15 protein-coding genes are annotated in these 18740 nt (G+C 63.4%); 6 read left to right on the top strand and 9 right to left on the bottom strand.

Annotation, left to right across the window (positions count from 1 at the left end; genetic code table 11):
* Positions 1 to 70: 70 nt before the first annotated feature.
* The 3 genes from xdhC to xdhA form a co-directional block, all read right to left on the bottom strand.
* Positions 71 to 916, bottom strand: coding sequence for a xanthine dehydrogenase accessory protein XdhC (xdhC, locus tag P3C50_RS02445; protein ID WP_275544741.1), 846 nt, complete (start codon positions 914 to 916; stop codon positions 71 to 73).
* Positions 917 to 1125: 209 nt separating this feature from the next.
* Complete coding sequence (xdhB, locus tag P3C50_RS02450) at positions 1126 to 3522, bottom strand: xanthine dehydrogenase molybdopterin binding subunit (protein WP_275544742.1); 2397 nt, start codon at positions 3520 to 3522, stop codon at positions 1126 to 1128.
* A gap of 62 nt (positions 3523 to 3584) precedes the next feature.
* A complete protein-coding gene (gene xdhA / locus P3C50_RS02455; RefSeq protein ID WP_275544743.1) occupies positions 3585 to 5024 on the bottom strand; it encodes a xanthine dehydrogenase small subunit in 1440 nt (479 codons plus the stop codon).
* 413 nt (positions 5025 to 5437) lie between these two features.
* Between xdhA and P3C50_RS02460 the strand changes: the two genes are divergently transcribed.
* The 4 genes from P3C50_RS02460 (at position 5438) to ligA (ending at position 13091) form a co-directional block, all read left to right on the top strand.
* Positions 5438 to 6097 carry a GntR family transcriptional regulator gene (locus tag P3C50_RS02460; RefSeq protein WP_275544744.1) on the top strand — a complete coding sequence of 220 codons (660 nt, stop codon included), beginning with the start codon at positions 5438 to 5440 and terminating at the stop codon, positions 6095 to 6097.
* A 6-nt stretch (positions 6098 to 6103) separates the two neighbouring features.
* Entirely contained in the window at positions 6104 to 9592 is a 3489-nt protein-coding gene (gene smc / locus P3C50_RS02465; protein ID WP_275544745.1) for a chromosome segregation protein SMC, read from the top strand.
* 213 nt (positions 9593 to 9805) lie between these two features.
* A complete protein-coding gene (gene zipA, locus P3C50_RS02470) occupies positions 9806 to 10630 on the top strand; it encodes a cell division protein ZipA (protein ID WP_275544746.1) in 825 nt (274 codons plus the stop codon).
* A gap of 100 nt (positions 10631 to 10730) precedes the next feature.
* Positions 10731 to 13091: an NAD-dependent DNA ligase LigA gene (gene ligA, locus P3C50_RS02475; protein ID WP_275544747.1), complete on the top strand. Its 2361-nt coding sequence runs from the start codon at positions 10731 to 10733 to the stop codon at positions 13089 to 13091.
* Between the two features lie 455 nt (positions 13092 to 13546).
* On the opposite strand, the gene P3C50_RS02480 is transcribed toward ligA, so the two are convergent.
* From P3C50_RS02480 to P3C50_RS02500, 5 genes are all read right to left on the bottom strand, one after another.
* Positions 13547 to 13915, bottom strand: coding sequence for a glutaredoxin (locus P3C50_RS02480; protein WP_275544748.1), 369 nt, complete (start codon positions 13913 to 13915; stop codon positions 13547 to 13549).
* A gap of 181 nt (positions 13916 to 14096) precedes the next feature.
* Entirely contained in the window at positions 14097 to 14642 is a 546-nt protein-coding gene (gene folE / locus P3C50_RS02485; protein ID WP_197858260.1) for a GTP cyclohydrolase I FolE, read from the bottom strand.
* Positions 14643 to 14728: 86 nt separating this feature from the next.
* Entirely contained in the window at positions 14729 to 15286 is a 558-nt protein-coding gene (locus P3C50_RS02490; protein ID WP_024307779.1) for a Smr/MutS family protein, read from the bottom strand.
* Positions 15287 to 15396: 110 nt separating this feature from the next.
* Complete coding sequence (locus tag P3C50_RS02495) at positions 15397 to 15717, bottom strand: hypothetical protein (protein WP_275544749.1); 321 nt, start codon at positions 15715 to 15717, stop codon at positions 15397 to 15399.
* Between the two features lie 81 nt (positions 15718 to 15798).
* Entirely contained in the window at positions 15799 to 16395 is a 597-nt protein-coding gene (locus P3C50_RS02500; RefSeq protein WP_275544750.1) for a cysteine hydrolase family protein, read from the bottom strand.
* Between the two features lie 155 nt (positions 16396 to 16550).
* Here P3C50_RS02500 and P3C50_RS02505 point away from each other — a divergent pair, with 155 nt between their 5' ends.
* Together P3C50_RS02505 and prmB are read left to right on the top strand one after the other, a co-directional pair.
* Entirely contained in the window at positions 16551 to 16679 is a 129-nt protein-coding gene (locus P3C50_RS02505) for a hypothetical protein (RefSeq protein WP_275544751.1), read from the top strand.
* A 77-nt stretch (positions 16680 to 16756) separates the two neighbouring features.
* The gene (gene prmB, locus P3C50_RS02510) at positions 16757 to 17677 is read left to right on the top strand and encodes a 50S ribosomal protein L3 N(5)-glutamine methyltransferase (RefSeq protein ID WP_275544752.1); all 921 of its coding nucleotides are present in this window, start codon (positions 16757 to 16759) and stop codon (positions 17675 to 17677) included.
* A gap of 241 nt (positions 17678 to 17918) precedes the next feature.
* Here the strand turns inward: prmB and P3C50_RS02515 are convergent, their stop codons facing one another.
* On the bottom strand, positions 17919 to 18719 hold the full coding sequence (locus P3C50_RS02515; RefSeq protein ID WP_275544753.1) for a hypothetical protein: 801 nt from the start codon (positions 18717 to 18719) through the stop codon (positions 17919 to 17921).
* Between the last annotated feature and the right edge of the window lie 21 nt (positions 18720 to 18740).

Raw genomic sequence — 18740 nt, forward strand, 5'->3', positions numbered from 1 at the left:
TCGAATCTCGTGCGTGGGATGCGCTGGGCGCATCATAAAAATGGGTGTGGTGCGCATAGCGCACCAAGAATCAGGATCGGCGAGAGGCCGGTAGCAGCTTGGCCACGCTGGATTCGCCTTTCTTCACGTCCTGACCGGCTCTTTTTTCACCAAACAGGGCGTTATAGGTGGCAATTACCTCGCCGGCGATGGACACGGCGATTTCCACTGGCAGCTTGCCTTTCACCTCGGGTAGGCCCATGGGGCAGCGCATACGCGCCATCAGGGTGTCCGCGAAGCCGCGCTCGCGCAGGCGGTGCTCGAACTTGATGCGCTTGGTCTTCGAGCCGATCAGACCGTAGTAGGCGAAGTCGCCGCGCTTCAGGATCGCCGCGGTCAGCTCCAGATCGAGTTGGTGATTGTGGGTCATGACGATGTAGTAGCTGCCGGGCGGCATGTTCTCCACCTCGTCGACCACTTCGTCACCCACAATCTTCTCCACGCCGGCGGCGATGTGCTCGGGAAATTCGTTCTCCCGCGAGTCGATCCAGCGCACCTTGCACGGCAGGCTGGCGAGCAGTGGCACCAGCGCGCGGCCGACATGGCCGGCACCGAACACGGCGATCTGTGCCTGCGGCTGGCCCATGGGCTCAAAGAGCAGCACGGTGGCGCCGCCACAGCACTGGCCGAGGCTGGCGCCGAGGGAGAAACGCTCCAGGCGCGTGTCCTGGCTGTGGCTGGCGAGCATCTCGCGCGCCATCTCCATGGCCTTGTATTCCAGATGGCCGCCGCCGATGGTCTCGAAGATGCGCTCGGCGGTGACCACCATCTTCGAGCCGGCATTACGCGGCGTCGAGCCGCGTTCTTCGATGATGGTCACCAGAACGCAGGCTTCACCTTTTTGCTGCTGCTCGGCGAGGGCGCTGATCCAGCTCATTTGCTCAGCCTCCAGGAAGGCGTGGTCTGTCCCGGGCGCGGCAGGCGCCAGTTGCTCGGCGACGGATCGAGAATCGGCTCCGGCGCCGGGCGAGCGGGGCGGTTATTCGGTTCGGTGTGTTTTGTCATTGTTGTACACCTCTTTGCTTCGGGTCGTAGCCCGGATGCAATCCGGGGCAGGGTCCCCCCGGATTTCATCCGGGCTACGAATCAGGCCGGTTCGACCTCGGCAGCTTTGGCTGCCTTGCTCTGTGCTTTCAACTTGCGCATCTGCTCCACGCCCCAAAGCACGCGCTCAGGCGTGGCCGGGGCGTCGATCTGCGGCTGCACCTTGTAGTCCGCCAGGCTGGCCACGGCGTCCTTGAGAGCGCACCAGGCAGCGATGCCGAGCATGAATGGCGGCTCGCCCACGGCCTTGGAGTGGAACACGGTGTCTTCCGGGTTCTTGCGGTTCTCCACCAGCTTCACGCGCAGGTCGATGGGCATGTCGGCAATGGCCGGGATCTTGTAGCTGGCCGGGCCGTTGGTCATCAGCTTGCCCTTGGCGTTCCACACCAGCTCCTCGGTGGTCAGCCAGCCCATGCCCTGGACGAAGGCGCCTTCGACCTGGCCGATGTCGATGGCCGGGTTCAGCGAATCGCCGACGTCATGCAGGATATCGCCGCGCAGCATGCGGTATTCGCCAGTCAGGGTGTCCACCAGCACTTCCACGCAAGCCACGCCGTAGGCGTAGTAGTAGAAGGGGCGGCCTGCAGCCTTGTCGCGATCGTAGTAGATCTTCGGGGTGCGATAGAAACCGGTCGACGACAGCGAGACCTGACCGAAGTAGGCCTTCTGGATCACCTCCTCGAAGGAAAGGAAGTGGTCGCGTACGCGCACCTGGCCGTTGCGGAATTCGACATCCTCCGGGGTGACCTTGTACTCGCGCACCAGGAAGTCCACCAGGCGCCGCTTGATGGTTTCGGCCGCGTTCTTCGCCGCCATGCCGTTGAGGTCTGCGCCGCTGGAGGCCGCGGTCGGCGAGGTATTGGGCACCTTGTCGGTATTGGTGGCAGTGATCTGGATGCGCTCGATATCGACCTGGAATACCTCGGCCACCACCTGCGCGACCTTGGTGTTGAGGCCTTGGCCCATCTCGGTGCCGCCGTGGTTCAGGTGGATCGAACCGTCGGTGTAGATGTGGATCAGCGCGCCAGCCTGGTTGAGGAAGGTGGCGGTGAAGCTGATGCCGAATTTCACCGGGGTCATGGCCAAGCCTTTCTTCAGCACAGGGCTCTTGGCGTTGAAAGCGCGGATTTCTTCACGGCGCTTGGCGTACTCGCAGCTTTGCTCCAGCTCGGCGGTCATCTCATGGATGACGTTATGCTCGACGGTCTGGTGGTAGTGGGTGACGTTGCGCTCGGTCTTGCCGTAGTAGTTGAGCTTGCGCACTTCCAGCGGGTCCTTGCCCAGGCTGCGCGCGACGGCATCCATCACTTCCTCGATGGCGACCATGCCCTGCGGCCCGCCGAAGCCGCGGTAGGCGGTGTTCGAGGCGGTGTTGGTCTTGCAGCGATGACCGTTGATGGTGGCGTTGCCGAGGAAGTAGGCGTTGTCCGAGTGGAACATGGCGCGGTCGACGATGGAGCCGGACAAATCCGGCGAGTAGCCGCAGTTGCCGGCCAGGTCCATCTCGATGCCGTGCAGCAGGCCGTCGTCATCGAAGCCGACGTCGTACTCGACGTAGAAGGGGTGACGCTTGCCGGTCATGCTCATGTCTTCCATGCGCGGCAGGCGCATCTTGGTCGGTCGGCCGGTGAGGTGGGCGATCACCGCGCACAGGCATGCCGGGCCGGCGGCCTGGGTTTCCTTGCCGCCGAAGCCACCGCCCATGCGGCGCATGTCGATGACGATCTTGTTCATCGGCACGCCGAGCACTTCGGCGACCAGTTTCTGCACCTCGGTGGGGTTTTGCGTCGAGGTGTAGACCAACATGCCGCCATCTTCGGTGGGCATCACCGAGGAAATCTGGGTTTCCAGGTAGAAGTGCTCCTGGCCGCCGATATGCAGGGTGCCTTGCAGGCGACGCGGGGCGCTGGCTAGCTTGCTGGCCGAATCGCCGATGCGGTGGGTGTGGCTGGCGAGCACGAAATGCTTCTTGCGGTAGGCGTCGACCACGTCGAGCACCGGCTCCAGGTCTTCGTATTCGACGATGGCTGCCATGGCCGCCTTGCGTGCGGTTTCCAGGCTGTCTGCGGCTACTGCCAGCACCACCTGGCCAACGTACTCGACCTTGCCGTCGGCCAGCAGCGGGTCACCAGCGACCACCGGGCCGATGTCCAGCTGGCCCGGCACGTCATCCTTGGTGATGGCGATGGCCACGCCCGGAATCTCGTAGCAGGGGCTGGTGTCGATGCGCACGATGCGCGCATGGGCGCGATCGGACTGGCGCGCGTAGACGTGCAACTGGTTGGGGAATTCCAGGCGGTCGTCGACATAGACCGCTTCGCCGGATACGTGCTTGTCCGCGCTCTCGTGCTTGACGCTGCGGCCGACGCCGCTGGCCATGCCGGCGCGGAACAGGGCGGCCAGCTCTTCCTGGGATTTGTGTTCGATATGACTGGACATCTTCGCCTCCAAAACTTCGCATGCCGCCGGGCGGGCCGACAGCGGATCAATTCACTGCACGCTTACGCGTAAGCGGTAACCCGGGTTTCCACCTCGGGCGACTGCTGCTCCAGAAAGAACTTGCGCAGCAGGTTCTGGGCAGTGAGCAGGCGGTATTCCTTGCTGGCACGGAAATCCGACAGCGGGGTGAAGTCCTCGCCCAGCGCGTCGCAGGCGCGTTCGATCACGCCCGGGTACCAGGCCGAGCCGACCAGCGCCGCTTCGCAGGCGCTGGCGCGTTTGGGGATGGCGGCCATACCGCCGAAGGCGATGCGCGCGTCTGTCACCAAGCCGTCGACGATGGTCAGGTTGAAGGCCGCGCAGACGGCGGAGATGTCGTCGTCCAGGCGCTTGGACACCTTGTAGGCGCGGAACGCCTGGTTGGCCTGCTTGCGCGGCACGATGATCTTCTCGATGAATTCGGCTTCCTGGCGTGCGGTCACCTTGTAGTCGAGGAAGTAGTCTTGCAACGGCAGGATGCGCCGGGTGTTGCCCTGGCGCAGGGCAATTTGCGCGCCGAGGGCGATCAGCAGCGGCGGGGCGTCGCCGATGGGCGAAGCGTTGCCGATGTTGCCGCCCAGGGTGCCCTGGTTGCGGATCTGCAGCGAGGCGAAGCGGTGCAGCAGCTCGCCGAAGTCCGGGTACTCGCGCGACAGCGCTTCGTAGCAGTCGGACAGGGCGGCGGCAGCGCCGATTTCGATGGCGCTGTCGGTCACTTCGATGCGCTTCATGTCCTCGATATGGCCGACGTAGATCATTACCGGCAGCTCGCGATGGAACTGGGTGACCTCCAGGGCCAGGTCGGTGCCGCCAGCCAGCAGACGCGCTTCCGGATTGGCGGTGTAGAGATCGGCCAGGTCGGCCACGGTCAGCGGCACCAGGCAGCGCTTGTCGCCGCTATTGAGCTCGGCCGTCTCGCGCGGAGCGATGGTCTTGAGGCGGGCCACGGTATCGCTTTCGAAGGCATCGAACTGATCCGGCTGTTTCTGGCAGCAGGCCTGCTTGGCGGCGTCGATGATCGGGCGGTAGCCGGTGCAGCGGCACAGGTTGCCGGCCAGGGCCTCCATGGTTTGGCCTTTGTCATAGCCCGTGGAGTTCTTCTGCAGGGCGAACAGCGACATGATGAAGCCCGGAGTGCAGAAGCCGCACTGCGAGCCGTGGCAGTCGACCATCGCCTGCTGCACGCTGTGCAGCTTGCCCTGGTGCTTGAGGTCTTCGACGGTGATCAGTTGCTTGCCATGCAGGCTGGAGACGAAGGTCAGGCAGGAATTGAGGGTGCGATAGCGCACCCGCTCGCCATCGAGCTCGCCCACCACCACGGTGCAGGCACCGCAGTCGCCGGAGGCGCAGCCTTCCTTGGTTCCGGTCTTGCCGACGTACTCACGCAGGTAGTTGAGCACGGTGACGTTGGGGTCCAGGGCATGCTCTGTGCGCAGCTCCCGGTTGAGTAAAAACTGGATCAAGGACGACCTCCAGGCACTTTATTGTTATGAATCGGTGGCTCGCCGGGTACTGAGCACGCGTTGCAAGGCCCGGACGTGTTTGGCCATGGAGGCAATCTAGGGTTTTCTGACTTTTGGGTCAACAAATATTTGACTTGAAAGTCAGCTGTTTTAATGCTGCTTGGTAATCAGCCGAACAGCCTTGAGTATGCCCCCGCATTTGCGCCTTTGCGCCAGTTGACTGGCGAGGGATTGCGCATTGACGGCACGTGCTCCCTTTGCCTGCCATGCACATCGCAGCGCGTGCCGGAGGACGCTTGGCCCGGTAGCGCCCTGTGTTACACTCCGCGCTTGTTTTTTCAGCTTCCGCCCAGCCGTGGCGGGGCTCCCAGACTCGACTGCCTGCCCCTGGATCGACGCAAATAAGGAATGTCATGACGTTCAAGGCCCCGGACAGCCTCGCCGAGCAAATCGCCCGCTACCTGGCCGAACGCATCATTCGCGGTGAGCTCAAGGAGCGCGAACGCATCCAGGAGCAGAAGGTCACCCATGCGCTGAACGTCAGCCGTGGTTCGGTGCGCGAGGCGTTGCTGATTCTCGAGCGCCGCCACCTGATCGTCATCCTGCCGCGCCGTGGCGCCCAAGTCAGCGAACTGACTGCGCACCACGTCACCAGCCTTTATGCACTGAGCATCGAGTTGTACATCATGCTGGCCCGCGCGGTGATCGAGCGCTGGCAGACGGAAACCGACCTGACGCCCTTCATCGACATCCAGCGCCGCCTGCAGGACAGCCTCCAGCGCGGCGATATCGGTGCCTTCGTCGATAACAGCTTCGACGTGATGCGCGCGGCCTTTCCCTTCGCCGACAATCCTTACCTGCAGGAAACCCTGGAGAACCTGCTGCCGGCCATCAGCCGCACCTACCACCTGGCGCTGGAACGGCGCAAAGGCGAGATGGGCCAGTTCATGAACACCTTCGCCAGCCTGCTGCAGGCAATTATCGCGCGCGACCCCGTGCGTGCCCGCGAGGTGCTGCAGGCCTATGGCGAGCACAATTGCCAGCTAGTGCTGGCGACCCTGGCCGAGCGTTAAGCCCAGATGCGCCTGAAGAGCATCAAGCTGGCGGGCTTCAAGTCCTTCGTCGATCCGACGACGGTGAGCTTTCCCAGCAACATGGCGGCGGTGGTCGGCCCCAACGGTTGCGGCAAGTCCAACATCATCGACGCCGTGCGCTGGGTAATGGGCGAAAGCTCGGCGAAGAACCTGCGTGGCGAGTCGATGACCGACGTCATCTTCAACGGCTCCAACACGCGTAAGCCGGTGACCCAGGCCTCCATCGAGCTGATCTTCGACAACAGCGACAACTCGCTGGTGGGCGAGTACGCCGCCTTCGCCGAGATTTCCATCCGCCGCCGGGTGACCCGCGACGCTCAGAACACCTATTTCCTCAATGGCACCAAGTGTCGGCGCCGCGATATCACCGACATCTTCCTCGGCACCGGCTTGGGGCCGCGCAGCTACTCGATCATCGAGCAGGGCATGATCAGCAAGCTTATCGAGGCCAAGCCCGAGGAACTGCGCAACTTCATCGAAGAAGCCGCCGGCATCTCCAAGTACAAGGAGCGCCGCCGCGAGACCGAGAACCGCATCCGCCGCACCCAGGAAAACCTGGCGCGCCTGACCGACCTGCGCGAGGAGCTGGAGCGCCAGCTCGAACGTCTGCACCGGCAGGCCCAGGCGGCGGAGAAATATCAGGAATACAAGGCCGAGGAGCGTCAGCTCAAGGCCCAGCTGCTCGCCCTGCGCTGGCAGACGTTGAACCAGCAGGTCGGCAGCCGCGAGCAGGTGATCGGCGACCAGGAAGTCGCTTTCGAGGCCCTGGTGGCCGAGCAGCGCAGCGCCGATGCTGCCATCGAGCGTCTGCGCGACGGTCATCACGAACTCTCAGAGCGTTTCAACCTGGTGCAGGGGCGCTTCTATTCGGTCGGTGGCGATATCGCCCGCGTCGAGCAGAGCATCCAGCATGGCCAGCAGCGCCTGCGCCAGTTGCAGGACGATTTGCGCGAGGCGGAAAAGGCGCGTCTGGAAACCGAATCGCACCTCGGCCACGACCGCACGCTGCTGGCCACTCTGGGCGAAGAGCTGGAAATGCTCCTGCCCGAGCAGGAAATGACCGCAGCGGCAGCCGAGGAATCCGCCGCCAGCCTGGAAGAGGCCGAAACCGGCATGCACGGCTGGCAGGAGCAGTGGGACGGCTTCAACCAGCGCAGCGCCGAACCGCGTCGTCAGGCCGAAGTGCAGCAGTCGCGCATCGCCCAGCTGGAGCAGAGCCTGGAGCGCCTGGCCGAACGCCAGCGCCGTCTGAACGAAGAACTGCAGCAACTGGCGGCCGACCCGGAAGACGCCGCCATCCTCGATCTGAACGAACAGCTTGCCGCTGGCGAGCTGGAACACGAAGCGCTGCAGCTGGCCGAAGAACAGCAGGCCGAGCGCCTGCAGCAACTGCGCGAGGACCTGCAGCAAGCCGGCCAGGCCCAGCAGCAGGCGCAGGGCGAATTGCAACGGCTGAACGGCCGCCTGGCCTCGCTGGAGGCGCTACAACAGGCCGCCCTCGATCCGGGGCAGGGCGCAGGCGACTGGCTGCGCGAGCAGAACCTGCTGCAGCGTCCACGCCTGGCCGAAGGCCTGCGCGTCGAGTCCGGCTGGGAGCTGGCGGTCGAAACCGTGCTCGGTGCCGACCTGCAGGCCGTGTTGCTGGATGATTTCGCCGGCCTGGACTTCTCTGCGCTGGAGCAGGGCGAGCTGCGTTTGGCCAGCCCCGCTTCAGGTGGCGCCCGCCGCGCCGGCAGCCTGCTGGACAAGATCGAGTCGAGCCACGACCTGTCGCCCTGGCTGGCCGGCGTGCGCCCGGTGGAGTCGCTGGAGCAGGCACTGGCGGCCCGCGCGCAACTGGCCGAAGGCGAAAGTCTGATCAGCCGCGATGGCTACTGGGTCGGCCGGCATTTTCTGCGCGTGCGTCGTGCTGCCGAAGCCGACAGCGGCGTGTTGGCTCGTGGCCAGGAGCTGGAGCGCCTGCAGCTTGAGCGCGAGGAGCGCGAAGCGGCCCTGGCGCAACTGGATGAACGCCTGCTGGCGCTACGCGACGAGCAGCGTCTTCAGGAAGAGCAGCGCGAGCAGCAGCGCCGTCAGGGACAGGTGCTCGCGCGGCAGCTGGCCGAGCTGAAGGCGCAGCTGTCCGCCAGCCAGGCCAAGGCCGAGCAGTTGGGCCTGCGCCGTCGTCGTCTGCAGGACGAACTGCAGGAAGCGGCTGAACAGCGCGAGATCGAGCAGGAACAACTGGGTGAATCGCGCCTGCAATTGCAGGATGCGCTGGACGCCATGGCCCTGGATAACGAGCAGCGCGAAAGCCTGCTGGCCAGCCGCGACAGCCTGCGCGAGCGCCTCGATCGCGTGCGCCAGGAAGCCCGTCAGCACAAGGATCACGCTCATCAGCTAGCGGTGCGGGTCGGCTCGCTCAAGGCGCAGCACGATTCCACCCGTCAGGCGCTGGAGCGCCTGGAGATGCAGGCCGAGCGTCTGCACGAGCGACGCGAGCAACTGTCGCTGAATCTGGAAGAGGGCGAGGCGCCGCTGGAAGAGCTGCGCATCAAGCTCGAAGAGTTGCTAGAGCGGCGCATGGCGGTGGACGACGAGCTGCGTCAGGCGCGCCTGGCGCTGGAAGATGCCGACCGCGAACTGCGTGACGCCGAGAAACGCCGCACCCAGGCCGAGCAGCAGGCGCAATTGCTGCGCAGCCAGCTGGAGCAGCAGCGCATGGACTGGCAGTCGCTCAATGTGCGGCGCAAGGCCCTGGCCGACCAGCTCGCCGAGGACAACTATGACCTGCACGGGGTGATCGCCACGTTGCCGGCCGAAGCCAGCGAGAGCGCCTGGGAGGAGGAGCTGGAGCACATGGCCGCGCGTATCGCCCGTCTCGGGCCGATCAACCTGGCGGCCATCGACGAATACCAGCAGCAGTCCGAGCGCAAGCGCTACCTGGATGCGCAGGACGCCGACCTGGTCGAAGCGCTGGAAACCCTGGAGAACGTCATCCGCAAGATCGACAAGGAAACGCGCAACCGTTTCAAGGACACCTTCGATCAGATCAATGGCGGTTTGCAGGCACTCTTTCCAAAAGTTTTCGGTGGCGGCAGCGCTTATTTGGAACTCACCGGCGAAGATTTACTCGATACCGGTGTAACCATCATGGCGCGTCCGCCGGGCAAGAAGAACAGCACCATTCATTTGCTCTCCGGTGGAGAGAAGGCGTTGACCGCCTTGGCGCTGGTGTTTTCCATCTTCCAGCTCAATCCGGCGCCGTTCTGCATGTTGGACGAAGTGGATGCACCGCTGGACGATGCCAACGTCGGACGCTATGCGCGACTGGTCAAGGAAATGTCGGCAACGGTGCAGTTCATCTATATCACCCACAACAAGATCGCCATGGAAATGGCCGATCAATTGATGGGGGTCACCATGCACGAGCCGGGCTGCTCGCGTCTGGTGGCAGTGGATGTCGAGGAGGCGCTGGCGATGGTGGAGGCGTGATGGCAGAGCGCCGTGGGATTAACTGAATATAGGCACAACCTTATGTTGCTCCCTGTGTAAAGTTGCCTTTCGTCGTGCTAGCTTATTGCCCACTTTTGTTACACGCGGCAAACGTCAGATAGAACATGAAGTTGGCGCCGCGTTTTATAGTCGAGTTGTGATCCGATTGATTGGATCTTTTTTTCACCAGAATTGTTAAGGGTCAGGTATTTCATGGAATTCGGTCTGCGCGAGTGGCTGATCGTTATTGGCATCATCGTTATTGCTGGCATTCTTTTCGACGGCTGGCGCCGTATGCGCGGAGGCAAGGGCAAGCTCAGATTCAAGCTCGATCGCAGCTTCGCCAACATGCCGGACGATGACAGTGATCCGGACCTGCTCAGCCCGCCGCGTGTGGTCAATCGCGACCACGAACCGCAGCTCGATGAAGAAGACCTGCCGTCGATGAGTGCCAAGGACCTGCCGCGCCGCTCGCGCAACGAGCCGCAGCAGGGTGACCTCAACCTGGCAGTCGACGAGCCGGTACCGACCTTGCTCAACCCTGTCGATGAGGTCGAGCCGAGAGAGCCGAAGAAGCCTGCCAAGCCAGCCGTCGATGCTGCGCCGGTGGAAGAAGTGCTGGTGATCAACGTGGTCGCCCGTGACGACTTCGGCTTCAAGGGCCCGGCGCTGCTGCAGAACATTCTGGAAAGCGGCCTGCGTTTCGGCGAGATGGACATCTTCCACCGCCACGAGAGCATGGCCGGCAACGGCGAGGTGCTGTTCTCCATGGCCAACGCGCTCAAGCCCGGCACCTTCGATCTGGACGATATCGAAGGCTTCAGCACCCGCGCGGTGAGCTTCTTCCTCAGCCTGCCTGGCCCGCGACATCCCAAGCAGGCCTTCGACGTCATGGTCTCTGCTGCACGCAAGCTGGCCCACGAACTGGGCGGCGAACTGAAGGATGATCAGCGCAGCGTGATGACCGCGCAGACCATCGAACACTACCGCCAGCGCATCGTCGAATTCGAGCGCCGGCAGCTGACCCAGAAACGCTAAACAGCAGCGGCAAGCTGCAAGCCTCAAGCTGCAAGCCGCGCGCTTGGCTTGGGGCTTTTTTGTTCTTGCCGCTTGAAGCTTGTTGCTTGAGGCTTATGTGATGACCGACGCCGCCCAACGTATTTCCGAACTGCGCAACGAACTGGACGCGCACAACTACCGTTACTACGTGCTGGACGAGCCGAGTGTGCCCGATGCCGAGTACGACCGCCTGTTCCGCGAACTGCAGGCGCTGGAGGCCGAGCATCCGGAGCTGGTGACGCCCGAGTCGCCAACCCAGCGCGTCGGCGGTGAAGCCCTCAGCGCCTTCGGCGAGGTGCGTCACGAAGTGCCTATGCTCAGCCTGGGTAACGCGTTCGAGGAAGACGACCTGCGCGCCTTCGATCGCAGTGTGCAGAATGGCCTTGGCGTGCAGGGCGGTGATCTGTTCGGCGGTGGCGCCGAGATCGAGTACAGCTGCGAACCCAAACTCGACGGCCTGGCCGTCAGCCTGCGCTACGAGAACGGCCAACTGGTGCGCGGCGCCACGCGCGGCGATGGCAGCACTGGCGAGGACATCACCAGCAACGTGCGCACCATCCGCAACGTGCCGCTCAAGTTGCAGGGCGAGGGCTGGCCGCAGGTGCTGGAGGTGCGTGGTGAGGTGTTCATGCCCAAGTCCGGCTTCGAGGTACTCAATGCGCGGCAGGCCGAGATTGGCGGCAAGACCTTCGCCAACCCGCGCAACGCCGCCGCTGGCAGCCTGCGTCAGCTCGATCCGAAGATCACTGCCAGCCGTCCGCTGGAGTTCTGCTGCTACGGCGTCGGCCAGGTCAGCGGCGAGCTGCCGGGCACCCAGGTGGCCATGCTGCAGCAACTCAAGGCCTGGGGCGTGCCTATCAGTCGCGAACTGAAGCTGGCCAAGGGCGTCGAGGCCTGCCTGGACTACTACCGCGATATTGGTGAGCGGCGCATGAGTCTGGCGTATGACATCGATGGCGTGGTGTTCAAGGTCAACAATGTCGAGGACCAGCAACAGCTGGGTTTCCGTGCGCGTACGCCGCACTGGGCCATCGCCCATAAGTTTCCCGCGCAGGAAGAACTCACCGAGTTGCTCGATGTGGAATTTCAGGTTGGCCGTACCGGTGCGGTGACGCCGGTGGCGCGTCTGAATCCGGTCAAGGTGGCGGGCGTGATGGTGGCCAATGCCACCCTGCACAATATGGATGAGGTAGCGCGGCTCGGCGTGATGATCGGCGATACGGTGATCATCCGCCGCGCTGGCGACGTGATTCCACAGGTGATGGCCGTGGTACCCGAGCGTCGCCCGGAACACGCGCGTCCGGTGCACATTCCCGAGCAATGCCCGGTGTGCGGCTCGGCGGTGGAGCGTACGCAACTGATCAAGCGCAGCAAGGGTAAGGAGTCGCTCAGCGAAGGTTCGGTATACCGCTGCGTCGGTCGCCTGAGCTGCCAGGCGCAGCTCAAGCAGGCCATCATCCACTTCGTCTCGCGCCGCGCCATGGATATCGACGGCCTCGGCGACAAGACCATCGAGCAATTGGTGGACGAGAAGCTGATCGGCTCGCCGGCCGACCTGTACAAGCTGACCTTCGATCAGATCATCGGTCTGGAAGGCTTCGCCGAGGTCTCCAGCAACAAGCTGCTGGCGGCCATCGAGGCCAGCAAGCGACCGACCTTGGCGCGCTTCATCTATGCCCTTGGCATCCCTGATGTGGGTGAGGAAACTGCCAAGGTGCTGGCGCGTTCATTGGCCTCGCTGCAGCGCGTGCGCCAGGCGCTGCCGCAGGTGCTGACCTATCTGCCGGACATCGGTCTGGAAGTCGCGCACGAGATCCACAGCTTTTTCGAGGATGAACACAACCAGCAGGTGATCAGCGCCCTGCTGGGCGAATGCGGCCTCGAGTTGCAGGAAGAGGGTGAGCTGAGCGCCGAATTCTCGGCCGTCGCCACGCTTGGCGGCATGCTCGACAAGCTGAATATCCCAACCGTCGGACCCGGCGCCGCGCAGAAGCTGGCGGAGCGTTTCGGCAGTCTGGAAGGCGTGCTGGGTGGCGACTGGCTGGACATGCGTCAGGCTCTACCGGAGAGGCAGGCCAAGGCCGTACGCGAGTTCTTCGACAATGCAAGCCATGCCCAACTCGCACGCGCTGTCGAACAGCAACTGCGTGAGTTCGGCATGCACTGGGAAAGCGAGAAGAAGGTTGCCGAGGGTCTGCCGCTGGCCGGTCAGACCTGGGTGCTGACCGGCACGCTGGAAGTGATGAGCCGCGACGTGGCCAAGGAAAAACTGGAAAGCCTGGGTGCCAAGGTGGCCGGCTCGGTCTCGGCCAAGACCCATTGTGTGGTGGCTGGCCCCGGTGCCGGCTCGAAGCTGGCCAAGGCCAGCGAGCTGGGGGTTAAGGTGCTGGACGAAGCGCAGTTCCTTGACAAGCTTAGGGCGTTGGGCATCGAGGCCTAGCGCGCTGCTGTTTGCGAGCAGAGCTCGCTCCTGGAGAGGGTGCGAGGACGCGCCATCGCGAATAAATTCGCTCCTACAGAGAACGGCGAAGGCGCGCCGTTTATGTAGGAGCGGCTTCAGCCGCGAAGCTGTCAGCATATGGCCGGACGTGCGCCGTGCGAGCCGCTCAATCACCGCCAGATTGAGTTCGGCTTACTGTAGGAGCGAATTTATTCGCGATTCTGGATTGATCCATCGCGAATAAATTCGCTCCTACAAAAAAACGGTGAAGGCGCGCCTTTCATGTAGGAGCGGCTTCAGCCGCGAAGCCGTCAGCATGTGGCCCGGATGTGCGCCGTGCGAGCCGCTCAATCACCGCCAGATTGAGTTCGGCTTACTGTAGGAGCGAATTTATTCGCGATTCTGTACTGATCCATCACGATTGAATTCGCGCCTACAGGCGGGCATGTATTCGCTTAGCCAGCGAAGCGCTGATCCAGATAGGCGATGATCGCCTTGGACTCGTACAGCCAGGTGCTCTGGCCGTTTTCTTCGATGCGCAGGCACGGCACTTTGATGCGCCCGCCGTGTTGCTCGAGGGCCTGGCGATGCTCGGCATCGTTCTTGGCGTCGCGCAGTTGCACCGGCAGGTTGAGGCGGTGCAGGGTACGGCGCACCTTGACGCAGAACGGGCAGGCCTGGAATTGGTACAGCGCCAGGCCGGCCGTGGCGCGCTCGACTTCAGCTTGCGCCTCGGGGCTGCGCTTGAGCTTGCGCGGGCGGCTGATCCAGTCGCCGAACACGACCAGCTGACCCAGGCCGATACGAAGGGCTTTGAGCAACATCTTTCTAACTCCTGAACGGCACGCCGCGAGCGGTACGCCAAATGTTGAAGATCTTGTGTCCTGACTGTCCGACGCTTAGCGCCGAGAGAAAAGGGTGTCAGGAAGGCGTCGCAGGGCGACTCTCACGGCAAAATGATGACGGCCATTCACTGAAGTGAGCGGCCGTCGTCTTGAGCGGGAATCAGCGAACCAGATTGAGGAATTCGCCGCGGGTCGCCGGGTTGCTGCGAAATTCGCCGAGCATCACCGAGGTGACCATGGAGGAATTCTGCTTTTCCACACCGCGCATCATCATGCACATATGCTGTGCTTCGATGACCACAGCTACGCCGAGCGCACCTGTGACCTGTTCGACCGCTTCGGCGATCTGCCGGCTGAGGTTTTCCTGGATCTGCAGGCGGCGGGCATACATGTCGACGATGCGCGCGACCTTGGACAGGCCAAGTACCTTGCCGTTGGGAAGGTAGGCCACGTGAGCCTTGCCGATGAATGGCAGCAGGTGATGCTCGCACAGCGAGTACAGCTCGATGTTCTTGACCAGCACCATTTCGCTGTTGTCGGAGCTGAACAGCGCGCCATTGGTGACTTCTTCCAATGTCTGCTGGTAGCCGCGGCAAAGGTACTGCATGGCCTTGGCGGCACGCTTGGGCGTGTCCAGCAGACCTTCGCGGGAGGCGTCTTCGCCGAGCTGGCCGAGGATGGCGGTGTAGTGTTGTTCCAGGGACATGGAAAATCCTGTTGGGTGTCGAATGGGCGCAGGGTAGGGCGCCATTATGAGCCTGACAAGAGTGTCAGGCGTCTATGCGCGTTTCGTCACTCGTCGCGACCATCCATCATGGTGCGCTTGAGGATGATGTACACCGCGCCGGTGCCACCGTGCTTGGCCAGGCAGGAGCTGAAACCCAGCACCTGCGGATGCTGGCGTAGCCAGGTGTTGACGTGGCTCTTGATCATCGGCTTGCGCCCGTCCATGCGTACCGCCTTGCCGTGGGTGACGCGCACGCAGCGAATCTCCAGCTTGGTGGCTTCGGCGAGAAACTCCCAGAGCGTGTCGCGCGCTTTCTCGACGCTCATGCCGTGCAGATCGAGGCTACCGTCGAACGGAATCTGGCCAAGCTTGAGCTTGCGCATCTGGCCTTCCTGCATGCCGTTGGCAGCCCAGTACAGGGCGTCCTCGGCGCCGACGTCGATGACGAACTGGTCGGACAGGCCATCCACCTTGATTTCGCCCTGGCTGACAGTCGCCGCCTGGCGCAAGGTATTGAACTGCTTGCGATCGGGTTTGGGTTTGCCGGTGTCGGCGCGGTCATGCTTGAGCGGCTTGACGCCGCGCAGCTCGGCCTGGAACAGGGAAAAGTCGTCGTCTTGCATCGGTGGCTCCGCGAAACAGACGCGTATTTTATGGCCTGTCATCCCGGCGGGCCATCGTTGCGCGACGTTAAACGCCGATTGGGGCCAATTTCTCTGTTGCCTGCGGTCGGTCAGTCGCGTTTTTTCTTCAGCGAGGGTGACAGGCTCAGGTCGCTGGGTCGCCGTAGACGTCGGCGGCAGCGGCGCCAGAAGGCGATGCCGGCCCACAGCAGGAGCAGGCCGAGCAGCAGCAGGACGATGGCTTCGCCCGTGGAGTCGTTGAGCGTACCCAGTACCGGAGCACGGCCTGCCAGCGATGCGACGCCAGCCATCGACAGGAGGATGCCGAAGGCGGCGAGCAGGGCACCCAGGCCGGCACCGATGCGCAGGCGCCAGTGTTTCGGCTGGCGCGGACGCAGGCGGCGCGCATCGAAGTCGTCGGACAGCTTCATTCCGATTTCCTTTGGCTTATCGGCGGTATGACCGGCCGGTTTCGCTGGGGTTCCGCAGTCTGTCGGTCTTCGACCGGAAAGTCAGATCAGCGACTTGGCTTGCGGCACGAGTGTGGCGAAGTTGTCACCGAGGGCGATCATCTCGATGCGGTGGACCTCGGCGGCTGCGATCACGCTGCCATCCGGTGCGGGTAGATCGCGGGTGGCGCAGGCCGCATCGACTAGGGTGCAGCGATAACCGTAATCCTTGGCGGCGCGTACCGTGGTGCTGACGCTGGAGTGGGTCATGAAGCCGCAGACGATCAGGTCGAGATGGCCTAGGGCCTGCAGGCGATCATGCAGTTCGGTACCGGCGAAGGCGTTGGGCAGGCGTTTTTCCACGATGATTTCGCCAGCCAGTGGCGCCGCCTCCGGCAGATGACGACCGCGTGAGCCGCTGGGGTCGAGCAGACCTCCGGGAATGCCGAGGTGCTTGACGTGGACGATGTGGGTGCCGGCTGCGCGGGCGGCGGCCAGCAGGCTGGAGATCTCTGCCAGTGCAGGGTCCAGGCCGGGAAGTGCCAGTACGCCGCTGCGGTACTCTTCCTGGGCATCGATGATCAGCAAGGTCGCATTGCTCAGGCTGGCCGGTGCGTGGCCACGACCGGTGAGCTGGAACATGGTTTGCGGATGGGACATCTCGGGCTCCTGGCTGATGGTGATGATGTGCCATTGTCCGCTTGCCAGAGCGGTCTGTGAACCTCTATCTGCGCCAATGCTTGCTCAGTGCATCGCGCCGGAGCAGAATCGGAACTGCCCTGAAGGAGTTGGGGTCGTACGCAAAAGGAGTCGCCATGTCGCTTTTGTCGCAGTTGTCCCCGCATTTCTGGCTTTTGTTCTCCATCGCCGTTTCGGTCGCCGTGCTGCGCGAGTTGCGCCGCCCCGACGAGGACGTGGCGCGCAAGAAGCAAAAAGGTTCGTGAGCACTCGTTAACCCATCGTTCATGCGCTGGCTACCGCCCTGGGCTAAACTTCCGCACTTTTCATTCGGAGGCCGCCCGTGACCGCTCTCACTACCCGTTTACGCACCCTGCGTGATTACATCCGCTGGGCTGTCAGCCGTTTTCAGGCCGAGCAACTGTTCTTCGGCCACGGCACCGACAACGCCTGGGACGAGGCGCGCCAACTGGTGCTCGGTGCGCTGCACCTGCCCTGGGAAATCTCCGACGCCTACCTCGATTGCCGCCTGGAAGACGACGAGCATGCCCACCTGCAGGCACTGCTCAAGCGCCGCATTGAAGAGCGCGTTCCTACCGCCTACCTGCTGGGCGAAGCCTGGTTCTGCGGCTTGCCCTTCGTGGTCGATGAGCGCGTGCTGGTACCGCGCTCGCCAATCGCCGAGCTGATCGATCGTCATTTCTCACCCTGGCTGCCGACCGAGCCGGCGCGCATTCTCGATCTGTGCACCGGTTCCGGCTGCATCGGCATCGCCTGCGCTTACGAATTTCCCGAGGCGGAAGTGGTGTTGGGCGACCTGTCGTTCGATGCGCTGGAGGTGGCCAACCTCAACATAGAGCGCCATGGCCTGGAGGAGCGCGTCTATTGCGTGCAGGGCGATGGTTTCGCCGAATTGCCTGGGCAGCGTTTCGATCTGATCGTGTCCAACCCACCTTATGTCGACGCCGAGGATTTCGCCGATATGCCGGCCGAATACCAGCACGAGCCTGAGATGGGCCTGGCCTGTGGCGATGATGGGCTGGATCTGGTGCGACGCATGTTGGCCGAAGCGGCGGATCACCTGACCGAACGCGGCGTACTGATCGTCGAAGTGGGCAACAGCCAGGTGCATGTCGAGGCGCTGTATCCGGAGGTGGACTTCACCTGGTTGGACTTCCAGCGCGGCGGGCACGGCGTGTTCCTGCTGGCGGCCAAGCAGTGCCGCGAGCATCAGGAACTGTTTCGTTCGCGAGTGAAGGGCTGACCGATATTTTTTCGCGGCAGAAGCCGCTCCACGGCAGCGGATGGATGTGGCTGCACGGCCTGTAGGAGCGGATTTATCCGCGAAAGGCGGCCGGCATAAAGAACGTGATGATCGCGAATGAATTCGCTCCTACAGGGGGGCGCGTAGTTGCGTAGGGTGGATGTCGCTTTTCACATCCACCACAACGGTGGATCGATAGAGCGCGATCCACCCTACGGGCGCGCTGGTGTGATTCGCTTGCTCAGCGCGTGGCGATCCAGATCAGCAACCCCGCCTGAAACAGGCTGAACGCCACCAGGCAGGTGATGGTGAAGCGCAGGCCGCTGTCTTCGCGCTTCAGGCGATCGACCCGGTCTTCCAGCTTGCGCAGTTTTACGTCCTGCTCCTGCAGTGTCTGGTCGGCCTGCTGCAGCATCGCGGCGGCGTCGAGCAGTTCGACGATCTGCACCTTTTCGGCCTGCCAGTCACCGTGTAGCGAGCTTACCCGCGGTGCGCTGTAGAAAGGCTTGAGCTGCAACGGGTCGCTGTACTCGATGGTGAAACCCTGCGCCTTCAGCGCGTGGTCTCGGCGAGCGCGAGCGGCCTCGTTGAAGTTGTCCTTGGTCGGCAGAGCACCACCTTCCACCTGGTAGTGTGCGTAATGCTTGCGTGCCCAGGCGATGCCCTGGGCCATCAGGAAACGCCCCAGGCCGCGATTGGCCGGCTCCACGCTCAAGCCCTTGTCCGGGCCGAAGCGCACCTCCTTGTTCTGATGGTCGGCCCAGACTTCCAGCAGGTTGGTCTGACGATGCAGGCGCTGGCCGGGCACCTGGATGGTCAGGCGCAACAGGCTGGTGTCCTTGGCGTGCCGTTCTACCCGGCCGAGCTGGACGAAGCGTAGCGGCCTGGGCCCGGTTTCGCGGTCGACGGGCAGCGGCGCCAGACGCAGCAGGCTGAACTGCTCGGCTGGCAGATCAGACCAGGGATGCGGCGCAGCAGGCGTTTCGCCTGCAACTGCTTCGGCGTCGGCGGCTTGCGTCTGTGGGGCTGGATTTTCGCTCATGGGCGTCCTGTGTACTGTTCG

The sequence above is a fragment of the Pseudomonas sp. Marseille-Q0931 genome (genome assembly GCF_940789645.1).
Lineage (GTDB): Bacteria > Pseudomonadota > Gammaproteobacteria > Pseudomonadales > Pseudomonadaceae > Aquipseudomonas.